21 protein-coding genes are annotated in these 23,054 nt (G+C 54.0%); 8 read left to right on the plus strand and 13 right to left on the minus strand.

The genetic code is table 11. The features are described from left to right. Positions 1-25 precede the first annotated feature (25 nt). Entirely contained in the window at positions 26-1,366 is a 1,341-nt protein-coding gene (locus PseAD21_RS01300) for a DEAD/DEAH box helicase (protein WP_102354163.1), read from the minus strand. Positions 1,367-1,557: 191 nt separating this feature from the next. On the opposite strand from PseAD21_RS01300, the gene PseAD21_RS01305 reads away from it, so the two are divergent. After that, entirely contained in the window at positions 1,558-2,856 is a 1,299-nt protein-coding gene (locus tag PseAD21_RS01305; RefSeq protein ID WP_102354164.1) for a mechanosensitive ion channel family protein, read from the plus strand. 67 nt (positions 2,857-2,923) lie between these two features. Here PseAD21_RS01305 and PseAD21_RS01310 read toward each other — a convergent pair whose 3' ends face one another. From PseAD21_RS01310 to PseAD21_RS01360, 11 genes are all read right to left on the minus strand, one after another. Continuing rightward, positions 2,924-4,387: a S41 family peptidase gene (locus PseAD21_RS01310; protein ID WP_102354165.1), complete on the minus strand. Its 1,464-nt coding sequence runs from the start codon at positions 4,385-4,387 to the stop codon at positions 2,924-2,926. Between the two features lie 28 nt (positions 4,388-4,415). Then, positions 4,416-5,816 carry a TolC family protein gene (locus PseAD21_RS01315; RefSeq protein ID WP_102354166.1) on the minus strand — a complete coding sequence of 467 codons (1,401 nt, stop codon included), beginning with the start codon at positions 5,814-5,816 and terminating at the stop codon, positions 4,416-4,418. 1 nt (position 5,817) lies between these two features. Then, positions 5,818-7,908, minus strand: coding sequence for a peptidase domain-containing ABC transporter (locus PseAD21_RS01320; RefSeq protein ID WP_102354167.1), 2,091 nt, complete (start codon positions 7,906-7,908; stop codon positions 5,818-5,820). Between the two features lie 12 nt (positions 7,909-7,920). Beyond that, the gene (locus PseAD21_RS01325) at positions 7,921-9,171 is read right to left on the minus strand and encodes an HlyD family secretion protein (RefSeq protein WP_102354168.1); all 1,251 of its coding nucleotides are present in this window, start codon (positions 9,169-9,171) and stop codon (positions 7,921-7,923) included. Positions 9,172-9,189: 18 nt separating this feature from the next. Beyond that, positions 9,190-10,338: a JmjC domain-containing protein gene (locus PseAD21_RS01330; protein ID WP_102354169.1), complete on the minus strand. Its 1,149-nt coding sequence runs from the start codon at positions 10,336-10,338 to the stop codon at positions 9,190-9,192. Positions 10,339-10,375: 37 nt separating this feature from the next. Beyond that, positions 10,376-11,371, minus strand: coding sequence for a radical SAM protein (locus PseAD21_RS01335; protein WP_102354170.1), 996 nt, complete (start codon positions 11,369-11,371; stop codon positions 10,376-10,378). 65 nt (positions 11,372-11,436) lie between these two features. After that, positions 11,437-11,658, minus strand: a complete 222-nt coding sequence (locus PseAD21_RS29425; protein ID WP_146011251.1) for a hypothetical protein — start codon at positions 11,656-11,658, stop codon at positions 11,437-11,439. Positions 11,659-12,064: 406 nt separating this feature from the next. After that, a complete protein-coding gene (locus tag PseAD21_RS01340) occupies positions 12,065-12,916 on the minus strand; it encodes a GIN domain-containing protein (RefSeq protein WP_102354171.1) in 852 nt (283 codons plus the stop codon). 108 nt (positions 12,917-13,024) lie between these two features. After that, positions 13,025-13,891 (minus strand): carboxylate/amino acid/amine transporter, encoded by an 867-nt coding sequence (locus tag PseAD21_RS01345; RefSeq protein WP_102354172.1) that lies wholly within the window; start codon positions 13,889-13,891, stop codon positions 13,025-13,027. A 344-nt stretch (positions 13,892-14,235) separates the two neighbouring features. Continuing rightward, positions 14,236-14,835 carry an FMN-dependent NADH-azoreductase gene (locus PseAD21_RS01355; protein ID WP_102354173.1) on the minus strand — a complete coding sequence of 200 codons (600 nt, stop codon included), beginning with the start codon at positions 14,833-14,835 and terminating at the stop codon, positions 14,236-14,238. A 228-nt stretch (positions 14,836-15,063) separates the two neighbouring features. Then, complete coding sequence (locus tag PseAD21_RS01360) at positions 15,064-15,378, minus strand: 3-phosphoglycerate kinase (protein ID WP_102354174.1); 315 nt, start codon at positions 15,376-15,378, stop codon at positions 15,064-15,066. Between the two features lie 49 nt (positions 15,379-15,427). On the opposite strand from PseAD21_RS01360, the gene PseAD21_RS01365 reads away from it, so the two are divergent. From PseAD21_RS01365 to PseAD21_RS01400, 7 genes are all read left to right on the plus strand, one after another. Beyond that, positions 15,428-16,351, plus strand: coding sequence for a LysR family transcriptional regulator (locus tag PseAD21_RS01365; protein ID WP_102354175.1), 924 nt, complete (start codon positions 15,428-15,430; stop codon positions 16,349-16,351). A 14-nt stretch (positions 16,352-16,365) separates the two neighbouring features. After that, positions 16,366-17,169, plus strand: coding sequence for an alpha/beta fold hydrolase (locus PseAD21_RS01370; RefSeq protein ID WP_102354176.1), 804 nt, complete (start codon positions 16,366-16,368; stop codon positions 17,167-17,169). Positions 17,170-17,172: 3 nt separating this feature from the next. Continuing rightward, a complete protein-coding gene (locus PseAD21_RS01375; protein ID WP_041070262.1) occupies positions 17,173-17,730 on the plus strand; it encodes a peptidylprolyl isomerase in 558 nt (185 codons plus the stop codon). An 88-nt stretch (positions 17,731-17,818) separates the two neighbouring features. Then, complete coding sequence (locus PseAD21_RS01380) at positions 17,819-19,651, plus strand: ABC transporter ATP-binding protein (protein WP_102354177.1); 1,833 nt, start codon at positions 17,819-17,821, stop codon at positions 19,649-19,651. 306 nt (positions 19,652-19,957) lie between these two features. Further along, entirely contained in the window at positions 19,958-20,653 is a 696-nt protein-coding gene (gene aqpZ / locus PseAD21_RS01390; RefSeq protein WP_102354179.1) for an aquaporin Z, read from the plus strand. Positions 20,654-20,841: 188 nt separating this feature from the next. After that, the gene (locus PseAD21_RS01395; protein ID WP_102354180.1) at positions 20,842-21,114 is read left to right on the plus strand and encodes a hypothetical protein; all 273 of its coding nucleotides are present in this window, start codon (positions 20,842-20,844) and stop codon (positions 21,112-21,114) included. A gap of 161 nt (positions 21,115-21,275) precedes the next feature. Next, a complete protein-coding gene (locus PseAD21_RS01400; RefSeq protein ID WP_102354181.1) occupies positions 21,276-21,614 on the plus strand; it encodes a hypothetical protein in 339 nt (112 codons plus the stop codon). A gap of 120 nt (positions 21,615-21,734) precedes the next feature. Here PseAD21_RS01400 and PseAD21_RS01405 read toward each other — a convergent pair whose 3' ends face one another. Then, positions 21,735-22,859, minus strand: a complete 1,125-nt coding sequence (locus PseAD21_RS01405; protein ID WP_102354182.1) for a GNAT family N-acetyltransferase — start codon at positions 22,857-22,859, stop codon at positions 21,735-21,737. Between the last annotated feature and the right edge of the window lie 195 nt (positions 22,860-23,054).

Raw genomic sequence — 23,054 nt, forward strand, 5'->3', positions numbered from 1 at the left:
GTTTTTTATTGGCCTGCGAAACGGCTTACTCAGCCGCAGACTCTGCCGGCTTGCGACGCTTGAGCGGGGCCATGCCGTCGCTGCTCACCAGAGAATCCGGCTTCGGACGATTGGCGCTCTTGCGCTTGGTCGGGGTCTTGGCGGCGGTTTTCTTCTTGTCACCCTTGGCGTCGGTCTTTTTCTTCTTCACCCCAACGGCTTTGCCCGAGGCCTTGACCTTTTTCGGTCCGCCGTAGGTGCCTTTGACTTCCTTGATGGTGCGGCGCTCGAAGCTCTGCTTCAGGTAGCGCTCGATGCTCGACATCAGGTTCCAGTCGCCGTGGCAGATCAGCGAGATCGCCAGACCGTCGTTGCCGGCACGGCCGGTACGACCGATACGGTGCACGTATTCGTCGCCGCTGCGTGGCATGTCGAAGTTGATCACCAGATCCAGGCCATCAACGTCCAGACCACGGGCCGCGACGTCAGTCGCCACTAGAATCTTCACACCGCCCTGCTTCAGACGGTCGATCGCCAGTTTGCGATCCTTCTGGTCTTTCTCGCCGTGCAGCACGAACGCCTTGTATTCCTGAGCCACGAGGCGGCCGTAGATGCGGTCGGCCATGGCTCGGGTGTTGGTGAAGACGATGGCCTTCTGATAGGTCTCGTTGGCCAGCAGCCAGTTCACAATCTGCTCTTTGTGCTGATTGTGGTCGGCAGTGATGATCTGCTGACGGGTCGTCGAGTTCAGTTGGCTGACCGCGTTGAGCTGCAGGTGCTCAGGGTTGTTCAGCACCTTGCCGATCATCTCGCGCAGGCCTGAACCACCGGTGGTGGCGGAGAACAGCATGGTCTGCTGACGGTTCGGGCATTCGTCGACCAGGCGTTGTACGTCTTCGGCGAAACCCATGTCGAGCATGCGGTCGGCTTCGTCGAGCACCAGCACTTCGACTTCTTTCAGGTCGAGGTTGCCGGCGTTGAGTTGCTCGATCATCCGGCCCGGGGTGCCGATGAGGATGTCCGGCACCTTGCGCAGCATCGCGGCCTGGACCTTGAAGTCTTCACCGCCGGTGATCAGGCCGGACTTGATGAAGGTGAACTGCGAGAAGCGTTCGACTTCCTTCAGGGTCTGCTGGGCCAGTTCGCGTGTCGGCAGCAGGATCAGGGTCTTGATGCTGACGCGGACCTTGGCCGGGCCGATCAGGCGATTAAGGATCGGCAGGACAAAAGCGGCGGTCTTGCCGCTACCGGTTTGCGCCGTCACCCGCAGGTCACGCCCCTGGAGCGCCAGCGGAATGGCCGCTGCTTGCACAGGCGTTGGCTCGACAAATTTCAGCTCGGCCACGGCTTTGAGCAGGCGTTCGTGCAGGGCGAATTGGGAAAACACGGGTGCTACCTCGAAGATATGCAAAAAAACAGCTGCATAGGTTACCGGTTTCGAGCGCTCAGGCCGAGTTTCTTTATACAAACGGGCGTAATCAGTGGTTTTTTTGTTGCTCGATTTGTCTTCAACGGTAATACACAGCGTCTTAAATGCTCTAATCGCCCATCGCGTCTTACAGAAGAATTGTTGCTCACATGGATTTCAAACAGCTCTGGCTCAACGCCCAAGACCTCTGGGGAGCCCTCGAACAGCACCCGCTCCTGCAATCCGGCCTGGCGCTGATGCTGCTACTGGTGATCGCGCTGGTCCTCGGACGAGTGGCGCGCTATCTGATCCTGCATGCCAGCCGCATGCTTGGTCGCCAGCCGGCCCTGCACTGGATCAATGACTTTCGTCATAACAAGGTGTTCCAGCGTCTGGCGCAGATGACGCCGTCGCTGGTGATCCAGTTCGGCCTGCACCTGGTGCCGGAACTGAGCAAAACCGCGATGACCTTTCTTGGCAACGTCGCGCTGTCCTTCACCATCCTGTTCCTGCTGTTGTCGGTCAGCGCCCTGCTCAATGCGCTGCTGGACATCTACGCGCGCACCGAACACGCCCGCACCCGCTCGATCAAGGGCTATGTGCAACTGGCGAAAATGGTCTTGTACGTGTTCGGCGCGATCATCATCGTTGCCACCCTGATCGACCGTTCGCCGCTGTTGCTGCTCTCCGGTCTGGGTGCGATGTCGGCGGTGATTCTGTTGGTCTACAAGGACACCCTGCTGTCGTTCGTCGCCAGCGTGCAACTGACCAGCAACGACATGCTGCGGGTCGGCGACTGGATCGAAATGCCGCAAGTCGGCGCCGATGGCGACGTGGTCGACATCACTTTGCACACGGTCAAGGTGCAGAATTTCGACAAGACCATTGTCTCGATCCCGACCTGGCGCCTGATGAGCGAGTCGTTCAGAAACTGGCGCGGCATGCAGCAGTCGGGTGGCCGGCGGATCAAACGCAGCCTGTTCATCGATGCCAGCGGCGTGCGCTTCATCCGCGACGATGAGGAAGAAAAACTCTCCCAGGTGCACCTGCTGACCGATTACATGAGCCGCAAGAAAGCCGAACTCAAGGCGTGGAACGAGGCGCAGGGCAACGTCGCGGCGATGTCAGCCAACCGTCGGCGCATGACCAACATCGGCACCTTCCGCGCTTACGCCTTGGCGTATCTGAAGAGCCACCCGGAGGTGCAGCCGAACATGACCTGCATGGTCCGCCAGATGCAGACCACCGCGCAGGGCATTCCGCTGGAAATCTACTGCTTCACCAGCACCACGGCATGGGCCGACTACGAGCGGATTCAGGGGGATATTTTCGATTATCTGCTGGCGGTGCTGCCGGAGTTCGGGCTGAGTCTGTATCAGCAGCCGAGTGGTGGGGATTTGCGTTCCGGGTTGCTGCCGGCAGTCCTTGGTGCAAGCCATATTCCCGAGACCGAGAAGCACATCATGTAATGCCACAATCTCCTCCGGTAACGTCTGCCGAACTGTTGCGAGTTACCGGGGGCAAGGAACTGTCTGTTCAAAAATGACCAAGAACCCATTTTTGAACAGCAGCCGTGTCATTTATATCGCCATCGAAAACATATCGCGGATCATAGCTTTGATTATTTCCCCGCACTCGACCTCTCCAGACTTTCAACGGCAACCAGAACTGGGCCCCGCTCGGTAGAACCTCAGCACCGATATCGATGTACACCGTGTCAGCACTCGTCGGTAACCCAAAGTGGATCGCTCCAGGAACAGCTAGAACGGTATCTGCAAAATCCAGACAAGCACTCGCACAGAACGAATCCGTCACCAGCACAAGTCGGCCCCTGAAATTCTTGTGGTTTGAATCTTTCGAACGGTCATGCTCGAGCGAAGACGTATCGGGCTGTTGCAACCACTCTCTCTTCTCAACCAGCGCAACGTTCATCGATTCACGCAAGCCTGCAACAAACGTGTAGGCATCGCTGCTCTTTCCGTAATCGCGTTCCGTACTGGCCAGGGCATTGTTGAGCGTTGAAAGTGCAAGAGGCGAAACTCGCCACATTGCATACGAACGGGAGGATCGATCCAGACTTTTGACATATTTGTCACCCAACAAAGCCGAGAGAATCCTGATCCCGACCAGGCTGTTGCCACCACGATTACCGCGCGTATCAAGTACAACCAACTGGGCATTATCGATTCTTTCGAGAGCCTCAAGCATTTTTTCGAGGGACGCATTCTCGTCCGCCGAAGGTGCGAAATTCGACGCATGCACCCAATACCGTCCACCCCCGAGGTTCTGGACAGTCTGAGGCGGTTGAGGCTGAAGCAGAAAATCCGCCAATTGCCCGCTATCCTCCAGCCACAGCAGATCAAAGTTTTGCTTTAGTCCGCTCGGCAGAACAACTTGACAGTTGCTCGCCGGTTTTCTGCCCAGCACAGGATAGTCCGCATCATCAACAGTCAAATGCTTGGCCAAGTGATTCCAGGTAGATTTCAGATCCAGTCTGCGATCGACATAGGGTGATATCTCATCAGCCAATATTTCATGGAGCTCTTTCCCGTCACATGAGAGGACGCTGGAACCGATTGGAGGCAAGGAGGCTGGCCAGCCCTTTGCAACATGACTGACAACGAAGTCCTCCCCTCTCTTGTCCAGGATAAAACCGGCCCACGAAGATCTGCCTTTTTCAGAATGATAAATACCTACATGGCCATCCTTGAAGCCTGAAATATAAAAACCCAGAACAGCTTGAGCATCCCTTCTTGAGCTGACAAGCAGGCTGAGTTTCTTTGCTTGCAAATACCCGTATTCAACCCAGCCAGCAAAATTTGTATTTTCTTTATCTATGGCACCCGGATGAGAGGTGACTATAAGTTGGTGAACGGCAGAAAGGTCTCTGATTGCCGACTCTGCAAATCTATTCGTGCTCGCCTCATCAGCAAATACAGAACCCATAACACCGCCCCCCATCAGGACAACCGCCAGAACTCTATTCCATACATCAATCATGCAAATGCACCTAAGCGAAGCAATATGATCACATGGAAATCCTCTGGTCATTGCGAACAAGGACACCAACACTCGCAGCCAATCGAATCCTGGCAGCTCTCCATCGAGCCAGCGACTGTACATACTGTTGGTTTGCGTTGGCGAGCGCTGTTTGAGCGTTCAACAACTCGATAATTGAGCCTACTCCCGCTCTGTACCGCCCTTTGGCTACTCCAGAAGATTCCTCGGCCGAACGCACCAGACTTTTCGCGATGTTGATGCTCTCGTTTTCTGTCTTGAGTTCCGAATAGTTGACCCATATAGAATTGGTAACATTCAGCTCAGCCTGTCTCAACAGTGCCTCCTGAAGCTGTATGTTTTCATACGCCTCGGAGATTCTGGAGTTATTACGGAAGCCTTCAAACAAAGGAAATGACAATTTCAGTCCGACTTCCATTGAGTTAAAGTCCTTGGCGTTCTCCTGGATATAGCGCTTCTCGGAATAGGAACTTACAAAAGACAGACTGGGTTTCCCCTCGGAGATGACGGTTTGCAGGTGAAACTTGCTTGCCTCCAATTGAGCTCTGGCAGAGCGAACGGATGGGTGCAGAGCAGTCGCCTCGCGAATCAGCAACTCCAGTGACTTATTCAAGTCATCAGAAAAAACAGACTCATCGAGGGTGTCAATTGTTATCTCAGCCCCCGGATCCACCCCTAGTGTATAAGCTAATTGCGCCACGGCCTTTTGGTAGTTCCCTTGTGCTCTCACGCGATCCAGGATGGCTTCAGAATGAGCTGTTTGAGCCTGCAGCAAATCTGCACGCGCGCCTACACCCGCAACATATTTAGCCTGAGCAGCCAGAAAACTTTCTTTTGCCGCTGATTCGTTGTTCAGGCTCGAGTCGATTACACCTTTGGCCGCCGCAACGGAAAAATAGTCTCTGGAAACATCTGACACCAGAGACAACGAATCTGCATCCTGAGCCAAAACTGCCGACAGTAATAAACTTCTATTCTCCTCAACACTACCGTGCCTTCCACCAAAATCCAGAAGAAGCCATGAGATATTCAACGATGAGTCCCATGAGGATTTTTCATTTGAAGCAACCACGTCCTTGAGTCCTTCACTGTTCAAATACAGTGTCGGCAAATAGGCAGACTTGGCCGCAGCCAGCTTATGCTTCTGGATTTGTACGTTTGCCCTCGCCTGTGACAACTTTGGATTCGCACAAAGCGCGAGCTCCAGTGCTTCGTCAATACTTAAGGATTCATCCCACTTACATCCAAAAGAAAAGTTATCCTTTTTCTTTTCAGGGATACCGCTTCGCTTTGTTGAACCATCCAGATAGCCCACCTCTCCAGATCTTGAGAAATCGGAAACCTGTTCCCCACGACAAAACAAAGGCAGCAGAACAAGTACTGCCAATAATGGCGACAAATACTTGTACATATCAAGACCGCCTCATCTGAATCACACGATCAGCCGCTGCAATGGTATCAGGCCGATGAGCAACGATAATTCGCGTCATTTTCAAATTGGCCACAGCATTGTTTACTTCTTTTTCCTTCTCCAGATCGAGATGGCTCGTCGCTTCATCGAGCAAAAGAATCTTCGGACGCTTGTACAAGGCACGGGCCAAAAGGATCCTTTGCTTCTGACCACCGGACAAAACACTTCCCATATCACCAATAGACGTATTGTATCCCATCGACATAGATTTGATGTCATCATCGATTGCCGCCATCCTCGCGCACGTCTCAATCCATTCCTGATCAGGTTGATGGTCGAAAAAACAAATATTATCGGCAATGGAGCCAGAGAATAGATCATCATCCTGAAGTACAGTACCGATCAATCCCCGTAAATTCTCGACTCCAACTTTTTTAATATCTACACCGCCAACCAGAACCTCTCCAGAAGTCGCCTTGAAAATACCAAGCAACAGATGCAGCAATGTTGTTTTACCACATCCGGATGGCCCAGTGATGGCTACAAATTCGCCCGGGCTGACCTTGAAACTGATATCGGACAGTACTTCCCTTTCATGGTCTCCATACTTGTAACTCAGTCCGAACACCTCAACACTGGGCTCAATAGTTTTATTATAGCCCCCGACTTCTTCCATCATGTGCTCGGGTTTCGTCAGCACTATATCAGCAAGACGCTCTCCTTGAACCTGTAGCATCTTTACTTCGAAGCCTTTATTGATCAACGCAGTGAGCCGCAAGTTGAAAACCGACTTATAGGCAATGAACGCCATCAGGAAGCCGATAGAAAACCTTCCATCTATCACCATGCTGACACCGTAGTAAATGATCAATATGTTTTCTATACCGGTAATTACGCCTATCGCACCATGATATAAAATGTGAATCTGCTGAGTCTTCAAGTCCAGATTCACTTGACTGACAAGCATCGATAGCCAAGACGCCCTTCTGTCTTCCTGACGTTGAAATAACTTTATCGCACGAATACCCCTAGCCGTTTCCAGAAAGTGAGTTTCTTGCCGGGCAGAATGTATTATCTGCTGTTCTGTCGCCTTCTTCAAAGGCACAAACCATAAAAAGCGTATTGCCAGGTATAGTGCAAGAGCAGCAACGGAGATCGATGCGAGGAATACACTGTAGTAGAACATCATACAGACAATGGCTACCGACATTACACCATCAAGCAGAGCCTCCAACAGCGAGGTAGTCAGCGTCCTCTGAACTTGGTCAATGGAAGAAAACCTCGACGTTATATCACCCAGACTTCGCTTCTCAAAATATTCGATTGGCAAACTTATGAGATGCTTAAATACATTGGCCTTAAGCTGTATATTCAGGTGCGTACCAAAATATAAAAGCATTCTAGCTCTTATAAGCTTCATAAACTCCTGGGCCAACATCAGCCCCCCAAAACCAAGCGCCAGCATGACGAGTAGATCGACATCAAACGCCGGCAGGACATTGTCCAGAGTGAGCTGTAAAAACAACGGCGACATGAGTGACATAAGCTCTAAGGCTGACGCGACAGCCAGCACTTTTGCCGCCGATCGATAGGCGCCACGAACATTGCCGATGACCGAGGTTATGCCGACACGCGGTGATTTTTCCTTTAGTTCAAAGCCTGGATTTGGCCACAGCTCAAGGGCTATGCCAGTGAAGAACTTTGAGACTTCTTCGTAGGTGACTGTACGCTTTCCGAGCGCAGGATCATGTATGACAAAACCCGCTTTTTTTATTTCAACCAAAACCACGAAATGGTCAAAATTCCAATGAAGAACACAAGGCAATTTGAGACTATTCAAACCGGCCATTTCCAGCTTTACAGGCCGGCTATTCAAATTCATCGCATTTGAAATCTTTACGAGCCCACGCAAAGTCAACCCTTGCTGGGAAACCGAAAACCGCTGACGGATTTCTCTTAGATCGGTGTGACATCCAAAATGGCTCGCTATCATCGCGACGCACACCAACCCGCACTCTGAACGCTCGGACTGATGAATGACAGGCGTACTGTTTCCGGAGTGAAAATTTATTTTTCCAAGCAACTCTTTCATTGTCACTTCCAGTTATATCTTGCCTGTTATCGAATAGATTGGTTCTACAATCCACTCATATAACTTTCGCTTCTCGAGCATCACATCTGCGTCCAGCAGCATTCCTGCTCGCAAAGGAATGACATCGCCGTATGCTCTTACATATTGACGTTCAAGCTCAACCGTCACTCTATACATTGGTTCTTTACTGGACTCAGGATTCGCTATTGGCGGTATTTCTACAGGAAGAAGTGGAGCCTCGGATATTTCCAGAACTGTTCCTTTGGCCTGACCAAACTTCTGATAAGGAAAGGACTGGTATCTAACGCCTACTACTGCACCTTTACGGATAAAGCCTACTGCACGACTAGGAACATATAAATGAGCCTGAAACCTTGAATCACCGGGAACAATGGCAGCCAATGCCTCATCAACCTTTGCCGTCTGGCCAACGTTTCCTCTTATCGCTGTAACGATACCGTCGCTTGGGGCAGAGATGACCGTTTCATATTTAGCTTCATTTTCGACCATTTCCTGATCGACAACCTGTAAGCTTCGGGTAAGTTCTTCCCTGATATTCGATTGCGTAAGCGGTGTGCTTGAGATGTTTTGAACGACTGTCGCATATTTGTAATCAACATCTGCACGACTGCGCTCCAGGTCCTTCAGGCGTATTTTTTGTTCAAGCAACTCTTCTTGTTTCTGATCAAGTTGCTCTGGAGCAATGTAGCCTTGCTCCATCAAACCTTTGTAACGTTTTACCGAGCCTTCCGACAACGCCATCTTCTTGACAGCAAGCGATATCTGCTGATCAAGATTATCTCTTTCACGCGTCAACGTAGAGGCATTGTTACGTAATGCCTCCATCTCAAGTGCGTGAATATGCTCTGTTGTCTTGATTGCAGACGCCAAGCTACTTCGCTTGTCCTGAAGAGCCGCATTTATGGTTTCTTGTATGGCCTGCTTTTTTTGGCTTTTTCGATCACTGGACAAAACAAATAATGTGTCACCGGCTTTGACTTTCTGTCCTTCGCTGACAGATCGGCTCTTGATCAATCCGCTTTGGATTGCATAGACCTGGGTAACCCCGCTCTCCGGAATCAACTCCCCATGCGCTGTCACTCGTTTTGTGTAATACCCACCGAACAGAAACGCAGCTGTTACCAATGTACACACAACGGCAAAAACAGATATCAGCGTATGATTGATCGGACTTGCGAGGATAATTTCGCCGTAAACTTCATTTTTGCTCGCCTTGGCAATCAGAGCCTCTTTCCTGAACATAATATTACTCGTGGCGACTTACGCACTGGCGCGATACAGAACATCATGAAACATCAATGAGCTTACGATTTTTCTCATTGACGCAGGCGGAACTCGGAGTTTCACCGACAGTTCATCGATCGATAGACCACTCTGCTGCGAAAGCAGCTTTACTACTTTCCACTCAAGGCTATCGGCCGGTATTTTTATTCCGTTGACAACACAAGTTTCATCAATAACAGCTGCATAATGACTACTCAAACTCAACTTCTCACTACCGCACAGACCATCACCACGCCCGAACACATTCGCCGCTACATCAAACTTCGTGCTGGTCCGGCCTGAGGAAACGATTGTCTGTTTGAACAGACTGAAATTTTCCTCGCTCATGACTTCCTGCCTGACCCTTTCAAAGGCCGACTCGATATCATGTAAATCAGTTTCCGAAAAGCCAATTCTTTTACGGCATTCAAGATGTTTTTCAAGGAACTTGTTACACACCCATTCAACATAGGTACTTATATGTGTCGTATGCACCCCCACCGCAACATGGAACGTTGGCTCGCCCACGGCTATCGCACTGTGCCACCATCCGCGCGGCACATATAAAAGATCACCAGCCTCCAGCACCGTATCTAGGACGGGAGTTTCCGAACACTCACTCTTGAATTCCTTACTGGTCTGCCCCGGCATTGGAAGTTCGAAGGTGGGCGGGTATATCCTCCACCTTTTCCTTCCCACCAACTGAATGGCAAAAACATCATGACAATCCCAGTGATTTCCGAAGGCAGCCTGCGGATTGAATGCCAGATAGCCGTTTCCCAGTGTCTCTTGACTCACCACACCGGCAATTTCCTTACAGAGGCTGTCAATATATAGAGAGCTTTTCTGCACCCTGTTTAGAATCAGCGTTGCCCCTTCCTGCATTAATTTGTAGAACTTTGGCTTGATGATCGTCTTTCGCGGCTTTCCTACTTCGTTATAGGTAAAGACATACTCACTTTCCGGGATGAATGTTCCATTATGGAGATTGACACTGGGGGATTCCGGTTCGATCGTACCCAGAATATTATCTATATCGGCGAGCGTGAAGGCATCGGCTTTGATCGCTCCGCGACGAAGGTAAAAGTTTTTTTCCTGAATTGTATTCAAGAAATACTCATTCGACACTCCAAGATCAATAAGCATTCAAATCTCTCAACTGCAACAGGATGACAATTATTGGTTAGCTGGCATTTACGACTGGAATCAGGTTCGGTATTTTTGGTAAACCGACAGCTGGACAACTTAGAGTTTTCTTGTCGTCAGAGTACCCCCTCATCCACAAGTTCATCCGCTCCGAATCAAGCTTGACGGTTCCGTTCTCGTTTATTTTGCCGACGGAATTCCTGTCATCTGAAAGCATCACGGTACACTTCTGTATCGTTCCATCCGCTCGTATCGCAAGGGAGTTAGGGCGCGATGCATAGCAAACGTAAAGGCCGTTATCGGATTTGCTGACCGTTTTCTCGTTCAACAACTCATTCAACTCTGCAAGCGTTGCGAGTCTTTCGTTTTTTGAAAGCAAAACGCCTGACGTGTCGTTCGGCCCGCCCAGGTTTTCAATTGTCTTCAGGAACACCTTGAATCTTCGATCAGACAAGAACGTTTTCTTTATTTCTTCAGCCAGTCGCTTTACGGACGAGACGTTTTCCTTGGTGAGATGAACCCGCAGGGTGACGTTGAAATCCAGGTTTGACCCCTTCAAAGCCAGGAGATTTGACCATATTCTGTTAAACGTGCCAGCGCCTGAAGCAAGTTTTCTGGTTTTGTCATGACCGCTCTCAAACCCGTCCAGCGAGATTTGATAGTTTCGCTGATTCAGGTCACAAAGCTTTTCTGCCAGATCAAGTGTCAGGAGATACCCATTGGTAGTCAGGGATCCACTGAAGTTAACACCGGCCTGATCGCAAGCTTTTTTTGCGAACTCGCTCAACTCAAGAACTAGATCTTTCGCTGCAAGTGGCTCGCCACCAAACCACTGGAGGTGAAGGTTATCCAGTTTCGGCAATCGCCTGGCGATGAGATTCCTTATGCCCTCCTGAGTTTTTTCATCCATTCGCCCTATCAGAAAATCTTCATAACAGTAGGTACACCTGAAGTTGCACTGCTCAGTGGGATAAAGAATGAGCTCGAGACTCTTCGGATTGAGTGTTGCCAGAATATTTTTATCTAGATCCATCTAACTTACTCATTCTATTTATGTGAGTGGAGTACCAGACTGGTACTCCACGTTCATCACATCAATCAACCATCCTGGTCATCACCACAACTCGAGTTGACAGGCGGCGAACCGCAACCGCCGTTCACGGGAGTGTCGCCACACTTGGCATTGCCCGAGCCGCCGTTACAACCAATGTTGACTTCCCATCCGCCGGCTACAGCATCCAGTACTTCCAAGTCTTTAATTTCATACGATCCATACTCGTCAAACTCAACGAGCTCAGTACCACTGGCTTTATTTTCCACGGCTATTCCTTGCTGTCTTAATGTTGCGGGCACGCTTAAGCTTGGCTAAAACACGCCCATTTATTTCGTGAAAACAGTTCCACGAAAAACTTTTATATAGAGATTGATTTCCGAACACAGGCAAACCGACTCATAGCATGTACCTGGAGTCGGAATATGTGTGGTAGTTAGATATCTTGAGAGGGAGTCATAGCCAATCCTTAGCTAATAGAGGTGTCGTTCAAGACGACTGGTCCGAGGCGCGGGATCATAATTGCGTTACAAGTCGAAGGCAATACCGCCCGATAGTAATTATTGCTAATTTTTTCAAGAACTAGTGATCGCTCACCTTCCACTCCTACAACGCCTAGCAAAGCCGACTGACCTTTAGCAAGCGTATTCGTTTAAAACCTCAAAAACTTACAATTTACTTTACACTTTTACTGACGATTCGATAGTTCCCCGATCCGTTCTTCGAACTTTGCAAGCTCACCGGGTTTCCCAAGACTGTAATGTCGCCCGAACCTTGTAGCGTCGACTGCAGTTGCTCCTTGACCGCGACAGTGACGTCACCCGATCCCTGAGAAAGGATCGAAACCCTGTCCGCCGGCATCTTCGTCGTGTTTAGATCACCCGAGCCATGAATCAGGATCATCAACGACTTAACCCTCCCATCGGCCGAAATGTTTCCAGAACCGTGGATGCTGAGAACGAGTTGCTCCTGACTCACGTTCATGACTTTTACATCGCCACTGCTCTCGACTTTGATTTCAGGGATTTTCCTGACACCGATCCTCACCAGCGGGCACGGAGCTGTCTTGCTTTCCCCTTGTGTATTGATAACCACAACCCCGCCTGTCAGATCCGTCGATGCAGAGGCGTTCCCGCACGAGAGCAATCGGGAATTGCCCCGCTTATGGCTGAGTATCAGGTTACCTTCTGCGTAGTCCGCTTTTATCGAGTCAATGAGCTCCTGACTTTCGCCCACGACCTCGAAAACAGCACTCTCGGATTGGAAAACTTCGACATCAACAATGGTTGCTACGGTTAACGACGTTACCGCCTGCAATACCCGGGCATCCATGATCCTGGAGGGGTTCGCCATTGACCGGATTCGCGGGGTTTCTGGCGTTATTGCATTTCCGGCCGCCGATTGCCCCTCCTCAAACTCTGCCGAACTTGCCTTATTGCCTTGATGGATCACTCCTATATAGCCAAACCCCGTCAGGCTGCCCACTAGGGAAGCAGCCAAAATCACTTTGCAGTACGCAGATCTCACGCAGTCAATCCTTTAGTCCGGTTGTCCATGAATGCCCGCAAGGTTCGTAACCACCGGTTGTGGTGTTCCTTGGTCCATCAAAATCAAATCCTGCGCCAACGACGATGCCTACCTTGATTGAGGAACGTGCCTGTTCCCCAACCGGCTGATCCACACGGCTGCCAGTATCACGCTGCCGCCGAGAAACAACCGTCCCAGTTCCTCATGCTGATTCCAGATCAGCAGATTCAGCAGCAAGCCCACCGGCACATGCAGGTTGTTCATCACCCCCAGCGTGCCACCGTTGACCATGCACGCGCCCTTGTTCCACCAGTACATGCCCAGCGCGGTCGAGACCAGGCCGAGGAAAAGCAACACGCCCCATTGCAGCGGCGCTTCCGGGAGGAAGTTGGCTTTGCCGAACATCAGGAATGCAGGCAGCACCACCGCCAGCGCGCCGAGGTAGAAGAAGCCGAAACGGCGGTAATGCGGCAGGTCGCTCGGGTGTTTCGCCACCAGATGCTTGTACATCACCTGCCCCGCCGCGTAGGTGAAGTTGGCCAGTTGCAGCAGCAGGAAGCCCATGAAGAAGTCCGGATTGATGCTGTCGAAGCGAATCACCGCCGCCCCGCCTACCGCCACCAGCGCGGCGATCAGCGCCCATGGGTTGAAGCGCCGGTTCAGGGCATCTTCGATCAGGGTCACGTGCAGCGGCGTGAGGATGGTGAACAGCAACACCTCCGGCACCGTCAGCACGCGGAAGCTCAGGTACAAGCAGACGTAGGTCACACCGAACTGCAACGCGCCGATCACCAGCATGCCGCGCATGAACGAAGGTTCGACCGAGCGCCAGCGGGTCAACGGAATGAACACCAGCCCCGCCAGCACGACGCGCACCAGCACCGCGAAATAACTGTCGACGTGACCGGCCAGGTATTCGCCGATCAGACTGAAGGAAAACGCCTGGATCAGCGTGACAAAAAGTAGATAGCCCATGCTCGCCTCGAAATCGAATGGCGGCGACGATAGCGGTTTTTGCGCAAGACCGCGAACCCTCCAACAACACAAATCCCCTGTAGGAGTGAGCCTGCTCGCGATAGCGGCGTGTCAGTCAATACTGATGTGTCCGAACAACCGCCATCGCGAGCAGGCTCACTCCTACAGGGATCTACGTCGTTCTGTGAATCTCAGGCAAAAAAAAGCCCGATCTCGCTAAAGCGTTCAATCGGGCTACAGCACTCAGGAGCAACAAGTGCAAAGGGAGGTTCGATGCGCGTAGAGCCTTGAAGGGGTTGCGCCAGGTCACTAAAACAATCGGCGATTATCTGGCGATTAACCAATCAAGCGACTTGGGACAATTTGGCGTTGGCCTGATTCAGGCCCTTCTCCTGGAAGTCGCCACCCAGGTTCATGCCTTCGGCGTGAATGAAGGTCACGTCGTGGATGCCGATGAAGCCCATGACCTGACGCAGGTACGGTTCCTGATGGTCGGCCGGGCCGCCGGCGTAGATGCCGCCGCGAGCGGTGAGTACGTAGGCACGCTTGCCGCTGAGCAGACCTTGCGGGCCGGTTTCGGTGTACTTGAAGGTCACGCCGGCACGCAGCACGTGGTCGAGCCAGGCCTTGAGGGTGCTCGGGATCGCGAAGTTGTACATCGGCGCAGCCATCACCAGCACGTCGGCGGCCAGCAACTCATCGGTCAATTGGTTGGAACGGTCCAGCGACGATTGTTCGTTGGCGTTGCGCTGCTCGGCAGACTTCATCCAGCCACCCAACAGGTTGGCGTCCAGGTGCGGCACCGGGTTCACGGCAAGGTCACGCACGGTGATCTGATCGTCTGGGTGCGCCGCTTTCCACTGACTGATGAAAGTCTGGGTCAGTTGACGGGATACCGAGTCTTGCTGGCGGGCACTGCTTTCGATGATCAGAACGCGGGACATGGGGTGTAGCCTCCATCCGAGAATGTTGTAGGTCGATGGAGTGAAGGTTAAACAGGGGTGGATCGATGAAAAAGCGCAAATAATTGCTGCAAAGCATCGAATAATTAGTTTAGATGCAGCTTATACCCTGTGGGAGCGAACCTGCTCGCGAAGGAGATGTATCAGTCAGAGAAGGCGTCAACTGACACTACGCCTTCGCGAGCAAGCTCGCTCCCACAGGGATTGCTGTTATTTCGGGCTGCAGCTCAGTTCGATGCGCAGCCTGATGATCTCGCGGGAGAACTTGGCCGTGGCGTTCGTATGCTTGCCGGCCGGCACTTCGATATTGCGCGTGCGCGGTGCTTCCGGGCCATTGCTGAACACAGCCTTGCACAGCGCGTCGACATCGCCGTAGTTGGCGACCCGGATGGAGCCGATGTCTTTGTCGGTATCGAAGGTTTCGTAGTCGATCTTCAAGTCATTGAGGTTCTTCTGCACATCGATCGGGTAAGCAAACGCAGTCAGCGGCAGCAACGCGAGCACCACACAACAGAATTTTTTCATTCGCCAGTCTCCATGAGGGACGGCCAGCTTAGGACAAGAGGAGCTATTGATGAAAGCGCCCCGCGTGACCCTTGATCAATGGCGAACATTGCAGGCTGTGGTCGACCATGGCGGATTCGCCCAGGCCGCCGAGGTTCTGCACCGTTCGCAATCGTCGGTGAGTTACACCGTCGCCCGCATGCAAGACCAACTCGGCGTGCCATTGCTGCGCATCGATGGGCGCAAAGCGGTGCTCACCGAAGCCGGTGGCGTACTGCTGCGTCGTTCGCGGCAACTGGTGAAACAGGCCAGCCAACTGGAAGACCTCGCCCACCACATGGAGCAAGGTTGGGAGGCTGAGGTGCGGCTGGTGGTCGACGCCGCTTACCCGAGCGCACGGATTGTCCGGGCGCTGACAGCGTTCATGCCGCAGAGTCGCGGCTGCCGCGTGCGTCTGCGCGAAGAAGTGTTGTCGGGCGTGGAAGAAGTACTGCTTGAAGGCGTGGCCGATCTGGCCATTACCGGCCTGAGCATTCCCGGCTACCTCGGCGCGGAATTGAGCGACGTCGAATTCGTCGCCGTCGCCCACCCCGATCACGCCCTGCATCGGCTCAATCGCGAACTGAGCTTCCAGGACCTGGAAACCCAGATGCAGGTGGTGATCCGCGACTCCGGTCGCCAGCAACCGCGCGACGTCGGCTGGCTCGGCGCTGAACAACGCTGGACTGTCGGCAGCCTCGCCACCGCCGCGACGTTCGTCAGCAGTGGCCTGGGCTTTGCCTGGCTGCCGCGGCACATGATCGAACGCGAATTGAAGGAAGGTTCGCTCAAGCTGCTACCGTTGGATCAGGGCGGCAGCCGCAACCCGAGCTTCTATCTGTATTCGAACAAGGACAAACCACTGGGCCCGGCGACGCAAATCCTCATCGAACTGTTGCGCACCTTCGACACATTACCGCTGGACGCACCGTTCGCCGCCCCTGAACAAGCCTGACACGGAGTTCACCGATGGCCTATTTCGAACATGAAGGTTGCAACCTGCACTACGAGGAATATGGCCACGGTACGCCGTTGCTGCTGGTTCACGGGCTCGGCTCGAGCACCCAGGACTGGGAAATGCAGATTCCGGCGCTGTCGGCGCATTACCGGGTAATCGTCCCGGACATACGCGGTCACGGCCGCTCGGACAAACCCCGCGAGCGCTACAGCATCGCCGGGTTCAGCGCCGATCTGCTGGCGCTGATCGAGCACCTGAAACTCGGCCCGGTGCACTACGTCGGGCTGTCGATGGGCGGGATGATCGGCTTTCAGTTCGGCGTCGATCAGCCGCAAATGCTGAAAAGCCTGACCATCGTCAACAGCGCCCCCGAAGTCAAAATCCGCAGCCGCGACGATTACTGGCAGTGGTTCAAGCGCTGGAGCCTGATGCGCGTGCTGAATCTGGCAACCATCGGCAAGGCGCTGGGCGACAAGCTTTTTCCCAAGCCTGAACAGGCCGATCTGCGAGAGAAAATGGCCGAGCGCTGGGCAAAAAACGACAAACGTGCTTATCTCGCCAGCTTCGATGCGATTGTTGGCTGGGGGGTTCAGGAACGACTTTCCCGAGTGACCTGTCCAACGCTCGTCATCAGCGCCGACCGTGACTACACACCGGTGGCGCTGAAAGAAACCTATGTAAAACTGCTGCCCGATGCGCGGCTGGTGGTGATCGCCGATTCGCGCCACGCCACCCCGCTCGATCAACCCCAACGCTTCAACCAAACGCTGCTGGAGTTCCTCGCCGCAGCCGATATTCAATCTCAGGATCACTGACCCATGCTGAAAAAACTCGCCCTCGCCGCTGGTACTGTGCTGTTTGCTGCCAACCTGATGGCTGCCACGCCGGCCAAAGCACCGCACGTGCTGCTGGACACCACCAACGGCCAGATCGAAATCGAACTGGATCCGGTCAAGGCGCCGATCAGTACCAAGAACTTTCTGGATTACGTCAACAGCGGCTTTTACACCAACACCATTTTTCACCGTGTGATCCCGGGCTTCATGGCGCAGGGCGGTGGCTTCACCCCGCAGATGCAGCAAAAAGAAACCAAGGCGCCGATCAAGAACGAACACAAAAATGGTCTGGCCAACGTGCGCGGTACCTTGTCCATGGCTCGCACCTCCGTACCTGATTCGGCGACCAGCCAGTTCTTCATCAACGTCAAGGACAACGATTTCCTCGATCAGGGCGATGGCTACGCCGTATTCGGCAAAGTGGTCAAAGGCATGGACGTGGTCGACATCATCGTCAACTCGCCAACCACCACCAAACAAGGCATGCAAAACGTGCCTTCCGACCCTGTGATCATCAAGTCGGCCAAAGTCATCGACTAAGCTGTACAGGGCGTTTCGAGCGGCGTGAACTCAACCTCACGCCGCTCACACCGATAAAAGGAGAGCCCGGCGTCCGGGCGGTTATCTGATGCTCTATCGCCGTTTCGAACAACTGATCGACATATTCCGCGACGCCCCGACGGCGTCTCCGCCAGATCGCGTCTGGCCCTTCTACACCTATTACCTCAAGCAGGTCTGGCCGAGTTTTGCCGCCCTGCTCGTCGTTGGCCTGTTCGCCGCGCTGATCGAAGTGGCGCTGTTCAGTTACCTGAGCCGCATCATCGACCTGGCCCAGGGCACGCCCAACCCGAACTTCTTCAGCGACCACGCCCTCGAACTGACCTGGATGGTGGTGGTTGCGCTGGTACTGCGGCCGATCTTCTTCGGCCTGCACGACCTGCTGGTGCATCAGACCCTCAGCCCGGGGATGACCAGCATGATCCGCTGGCAAAACCACAGCTACGTGCTCAAGCAGAGCCTGAACTTCTTCCAGAACGACTTCGCCGGGCGCATCGCCCAACGCATCATGCAGACCGGCAACTCGCTACGTGACTCGGCAGTGCAAGCGGTGGATGCGCTGTGGCACGTGGTGATCTACGCGATCAGTTCGCTGGTGCTGTTCGCCGAAGCCGACTGGCGCCTGATGATCCCGCTGCTGACGTGGATCGCCGCCTACATCGGCGCGCTGTATTACTTCGTGCCACGGGTGAAAGATCGCTCGGTGGAAGCCTCCGACGCACGCTCGAAACTGATGGGGCGGATCGTCGACGGCTACACCAACATCGCCACCCTCAAGCTGTTTGCCCACACCAATTTCGAACAGCACTACGCCAAGGAAGCCATCGAAGAACAGACGGTCAAGGCGCAGATGGCCGGTCGCGTGGTCACCAGCATGGACGTGGCAATCACCACCATGAACGGCCTGCTGATCGTCGGCACTACCGCGCTGGCGCTGTGGCTGTGGACGCAGTCGCTGATCACCGTCGGCGCGATTGCCCTGGCCACCGGCCTGGTCATTCGCATCGTCAACATGTCCGGCTGGATCATGTGGGTGGTCACCGGTATTTTCGAAAACATCGGCATGGTCCAGGACGGTCTGCAGACCATCTCGCAACCGGTCAGCGTCACCGATCGCGAGCAGGCCAAACCGCTGGCCGTGGCCCGTGGTGAAGTGCGTTTCGAGCACGTGGATTTTCACTACGGCAAGAAGAAAGGCATCATCGGCGACCTCAACCTGACCATCAAACCGGGCGAGAAAATCGGCTTGATCGGCCCGTCCGGTGCCGGCAAATCGACCTTGGTCAACCTGCTGCTGCGCCTATACGACGTCGAGGGCGGGCGGATTGTGATCGATGGGCAGAACATCGCCGAAGTCGGCCAGGAAAGCCTGCGCGCGCGCATCGGCATGATTACCCAGGATACGTCGTTGCTGCACCGCTCGATCCGCGACAATCTGTTGTACGGCAAACCCGATGCCACTGACGCAGAGCTTTGGGATGCGGTGCACAAGGCCCGTGCCGATGAGTTCATTCCGTTGCTGTCGGACGCCGAAGGTCGCAGTGGTTTCGATGCGCACGTCGGTGAACGTGGGGTGAAACTGTCCGGTGGACAGCGCCAGCGCATCGCGATCGCGCGGGTGCTGCTCAAGGACGCGCCGATCCTGATCATGGACGAAGCGACCTCGGCACTCGACTCGGAAGTCGAAGCGGCGATCCAGGAAAGCCTGGAAACCCTGATGCAGGGCAAGACTGTGATCGCCATCGCCCACCGCCTCTCGACCATCGCCCGCATGGACCGGCTGGTGGTGCTGGAAAACGGCAAGATCGCCGAGAGCGGCACCCATGCCGAACTGCTGGCGCATCGCGGGCTGTATGCACGGTTGTGGGCGCATCAGACCGGAGGGTTTGTCGGGATCGATTGATACGTCAGATCACCACAAACCTGTAGGAGTGAGCCTGCTCGCGAAAGCGGTGTGTCAGCTCCATTCAGGTTGTCTGATATACCGCTATCGCGAGCAGGCTCACTCCTACAAGGATTTTTGCAATCCTGACCGAATAAAACCGCCACAGCCCGCCACCCACGGGCCACGGCGGTTTTTTTGCGCCTGCTGGAAATCTGTCCAAAGCCTGCTGTACTCAGCCAAGGCTCCAGCAGGGAACCTGTCGTAAATTGGCAAGGAAGCACAAATCGATACAGTCTCGATAGCACGCCTATCAAGGACACTCTCATGTCTCTGTTCAAACGTTCAGTCACTGAGTTGTTGGGTACGTTCTGGTTGGTTTTGGGTGGTTGTGGCAGTGCGGTGATCGCCGCGTCTTCGCCTCTGGGCATCGGGGTGCTGGGGGTGGCCCTGGCGTTTGGCCTGACGGTGCTGACCATGGCGTTCGCCATTGGCCACATCAGCGGCTGTCACCTCAATCCCGCGGTGTCGGTCGGTTTGGTGGTCGGCGGGCGGTTTCCGGCCAGGGAGCTACCCGCCTACATCATCGCCCAGGTGCTCGGCGCGATACTCGCCGCCGCGCTGCTCTACTACATCGCCAGCGGCAAGGAAGGCTTCGATATCGCCGCCGGCCTGGCCTCCAATGGTTACGGAGAGCATTCACCAGGCAAATACTCGATGGCGGCCGGGTTTGTTACCGAACTGGTGATGACCGGGATGTTCGTGATCATCATCCTCGGCGCCACTGACAAACGCGCCCCGGCGGGACTCGCACCGATTGCCATCGGCCTGGGTCTGACCCTGATTCACCTGATCTCGATTCCGGTCACCAACACTTCGGTCAACCCCGCGCGCAGCACCGGGCCGGCGCTGATGGTCGGCGGCTGGGCGATTGCGCAGTTGTGGATGTTCTGGGTCGCACCCTTGATGGGCGCAGTAATTGGCGGCGTAATCTATCGCTCGCTGGGCGCTGAAAAGAACTGAATACCGCTCGACTCAAAAGCCGCATCGCTATAACTGGCGATGCGTCTTTTAAACTAACAACCCAGCAACATCAAACATCCTGAAACAGCGAAATCGCTGACATTCCCGAACATCCGTATTACTTTAAAAGCGTGAACCCCAGCAACTTTCTTCACACACTAAAACATTAGCTTCTCAAGGACTGAGACATGAACACTTTGATCAAGAGAATGATTGCCCTTGCACTGACTACTGGCCTGATGCAAAGCAGCGCGTTCGCCGCCGAAAACGGAACCACCAACATTTATCGCTGCCAGCAGTACAGCGACGACTTCAAGAATTACATCTGGAAGTTCAAACGCTTTTATCATGAAGCGAACACCGCCGAAGAGTTCATGAATACCGATTCCGCCAAGACATTGGGTTTAAAGAACTGCAAAGTCTGGCTGGACAAAGATAACGCCACCCATTGGGAGTGGTAACAGCCGATCGACATGGTTTATATCAGGCGCACACTGCCACTTCGAGCAGAGTCGCGCGGTGATGCCGAAAGCTCCAAATAACGGAAGCTCTGGCGATCACACATGTCACGCACTACCAAACTAATTCGAATAGAACAACACTAAAAATCGGGTCAACTGAAATGAAAAACTACAAAACCATTATCCTGTCCTTATTCATCGCTGCGACTTATTCCGGTTTCGCCTCGGCGATGCTATCGCCAACCGTGGACAGTGACACTCCTATTGGATTCAACATCGCCGAAGCGTTGTCTGAAGTACGCCCGGAAATAAAGTGCTCGGTAAATGGCAGTACCGGCGTTACGCAATGCGAGCGACCGGCCAACGTATACACTTGCAGAATTGCCAAAAAACCCAGCCTGATGATTTATTATCACTCGTCGATTGCCACTATCGAAGAGTTTGACAAAGTGGCCGCCGAGAAGGGCCTGGCGAATTGCTTTGCCGGTGCAGGTTTCTAACTTCTTGTCTTGGCCTGTTTAATAGCGGGGCACACTTAAAGTGGAAAGCACAAGGCCCGAATCATTTCGGGCCTTGTGCTGTCACCTTGCAATTCCGTGCCATCGCCCCCGGTGAATACATCAGGTCTGTTTATAAGGAAGAGCCGTGACCGCCTCTGCTGCATAAGCCAACACCCCCGCACGTTCCTGCTGCAGAAAGTCTTTTACTGCGGCCTTCAGACCCGGATGACGCAGGTAGTGCCACGAGTGGGTGATCACCGGTTCAAAACCGCGAATCAGTTTATGTTCACCCTGAGCACCCGCATCAAAGCGCTGATACCCTTGGGCAATCGCATAGTCCATGCCCTGATAGAAACACGTCTCGAAGTGCAGCCGGTCAAACTCGGCCAGACATCCCCAATAGCGTCCGTAGAAGCTGTCGCCCCCGACCAGACTGAAGGCCATCGCCACCGGCCGTGAACCCTGCCTGGCGAAGACCACCCGAATCGCCTCCGGCATCCGCGCAGCCAGCAAGCTGAAAAACTCGCGCGTAAGGTACGGCGTCTGCCGACGCACCGCGTAGGTGTTGGCGTAACAGGCATAGACGAAATCCCACTGCGCCTGGTCCAGCTCGCGCCCCTCCAGCCATTCGAACTCGAAGCCCTGCCCCGCCACTTGCTCGCGTTCTTTACGCATCTGCTTACGCTTGCGCGAACTGAGCACGTCGAGAAAATCCTGGAAGTCCCGGTAACCGCGATTCTGCCAGTGATACTGACAACCAACGCGCTGTAGCCAGCCCGGCTGCTCGGCCATCGCGGCATCGGTGAACGGGTCGGTGAAGTTGATGTGCGCGCTGGAAAGCCCTTCGATTTCCAGATAACCCGGTAGGCTCTTGAGCAGCTCGAAACCGTCCTCGACCCGGGCGGCCAGCAAGCGTGGCCCGCTGACCGGACTGAACGGCACCGCCGTCAGCAGCTTGGGATAGTAATCGATGCCGGCGCGGGCACAGGCATCGGCCCAGCCGTGATCGAACACGTACTCGCCGTAGGAATGCCACTTGCGATAACTGGGCAGCGCCGCGATCAGCCGATCGTCTTCAACGTGCAGCAGATGCTCGGGTTGCCAGCCGGTATGGGGGCCGACGCTGCCGCTGTCTTCCAGTGCGCTGAGGAACGCATGGCGCAGAAACGGCTGGTTCTCGGGCACCAGCGCATCCCATGTCGTCGGGGCGATTTCTGACAGGTTTTGCAGACGTTGCAACGGCATCAACTGGCTCTCCACATCTTGGCGTCAAAGCCCGGCGAGTATCGCCGATCGGCACCCATTGCACACGTTCAATCGGGCGACAGCGCTCTAGCTCAATAGTTCACGCAGGCTTTGCCTCGTCATCGACATGACATCATTTAGCCACTGCTCTGTCATAAACCATCGCGATACTCGCTCCTGTTTTTAGAGCGCCGG

The sequence above is a fragment of the Pseudomonas sp. AD21 genome (assembly GCF_002878485.1).
Classification (GTDB): Bacteria; Pseudomonadota; Gammaproteobacteria; order Pseudomonadales; family Pseudomonadaceae; genus Aquipseudomonas.

Coding starts and splice junctions, on each gene's coding strand:
- PseAD21_RS01305 (WP_102354164.1), top strand. CDS start 1,558: ATGGATTTCAAACAGCTCTGGCTCAACGCCCAAGACCTCTGGGGAGCC.
- PseAD21_RS01310 (WP_102354165.1), bottom strand. CDS start 4,387: ATGATTGATGTATGGAATAGAGTTCTGGCGGTTGTCCTGATGGGGGGC.
- PseAD21_RS01315 (WP_102354166.1), bottom strand. CDS start 5,816: ATGTACAAGTATTTGTCGCCATTATTGGCAGTACTTGTTCTGCTGCCT.
- PseAD21_RS01320 (WP_102354167.1), bottom strand. CDS start 7,908: ATGAAAGAGTTGCTTGGAAAAATAAATTTTCACTCCGGAAACAGTACG.
- PseAD21_RS01325 (WP_102354168.1), bottom strand. CDS start 9,171: ATGTTCAGGAAAGAGGCTCTGATTGCCAAGGCGAGCAAAAATGAAGTT.
- PseAD21_RS01330 (WP_102354169.1), bottom strand. CDS start 10,338: ATGCTTATTGATCTTGGAGTGTCGAATGAGTATTTCTTGAATACAATT.
- PseAD21_RS01335 (WP_102354170.1), bottom strand. CDS start 11,371: ATGGATCTAGATAAAAATATTCTGGCAACACTCAATCCGAAGAGTCTC.
- PseAD21_RS01345 (WP_102354172.1), bottom strand. CDS start 13,891: ATGGGCTATCTACTTTTTGTCACGCTGATCCAGGCGTTTTCCTTCAGT.
- PseAD21_RS01355 (WP_102354173.1), bottom strand. CDS start 14,835: ATGTCCCGCGTTCTGATCATCGAAAGCAGTGCCCGCCAGCAAGACTCG.
- PseAD21_RS01360 (WP_102354174.1), bottom strand. CDS start 15,378: ATGAAAAAATTCTGTTGTGTGGTGCTCGCGTTGCTGCCGCTGACTGCG.
- PseAD21_RS01365 (WP_102354175.1), top strand. CDS start 15,428: ATGAAAGCGCCCCGCGTGACCCTTGATCAATGGCGAACATTGCAGGCT.
- PseAD21_RS01370 (WP_102354176.1), top strand. CDS start 16,366: ATGGCCTATTTCGAACATGAAGGTTGCAACCTGCACTACGAGGAATAT.
- PseAD21_RS01375 (WP_041070262.1), top strand. CDS start 17,173: ATGCTGAAAAAACTCGCCCTCGCCGCTGGTACTGTGCTGTTTGCTGCC.
- PseAD21_RS01380 (WP_102354177.1), top strand. CDS start 17,819: ATGCTCTATCGCCGTTTCGAACAACTGATCGACATATTCCGCGACGCC.
- aqpZ (WP_102354179.1), top strand. CDS start 19,958: ATGTCTCTGTTCAAACGTTCAGTCACTGAGTTGTTGGGTACGTTCTGG.
- PseAD21_RS01395 (WP_102354180.1), top strand. CDS start 20,842: ATGAACACTTTGATCAAGAGAATGATTGCCCTTGCACTGACTACTGGC.
- PseAD21_RS01400 (WP_102354181.1), top strand. CDS start 21,276: ATGAAAAACTACAAAACCATTATCCTGTCCTTATTCATCGCTGCGACT.
- PseAD21_RS01405 (WP_102354182.1), bottom strand. CDS start 22,859: ATGCCGTTGCAACGTCTGCAAAACCTGTCAGAAATCGCCCCGACGACA.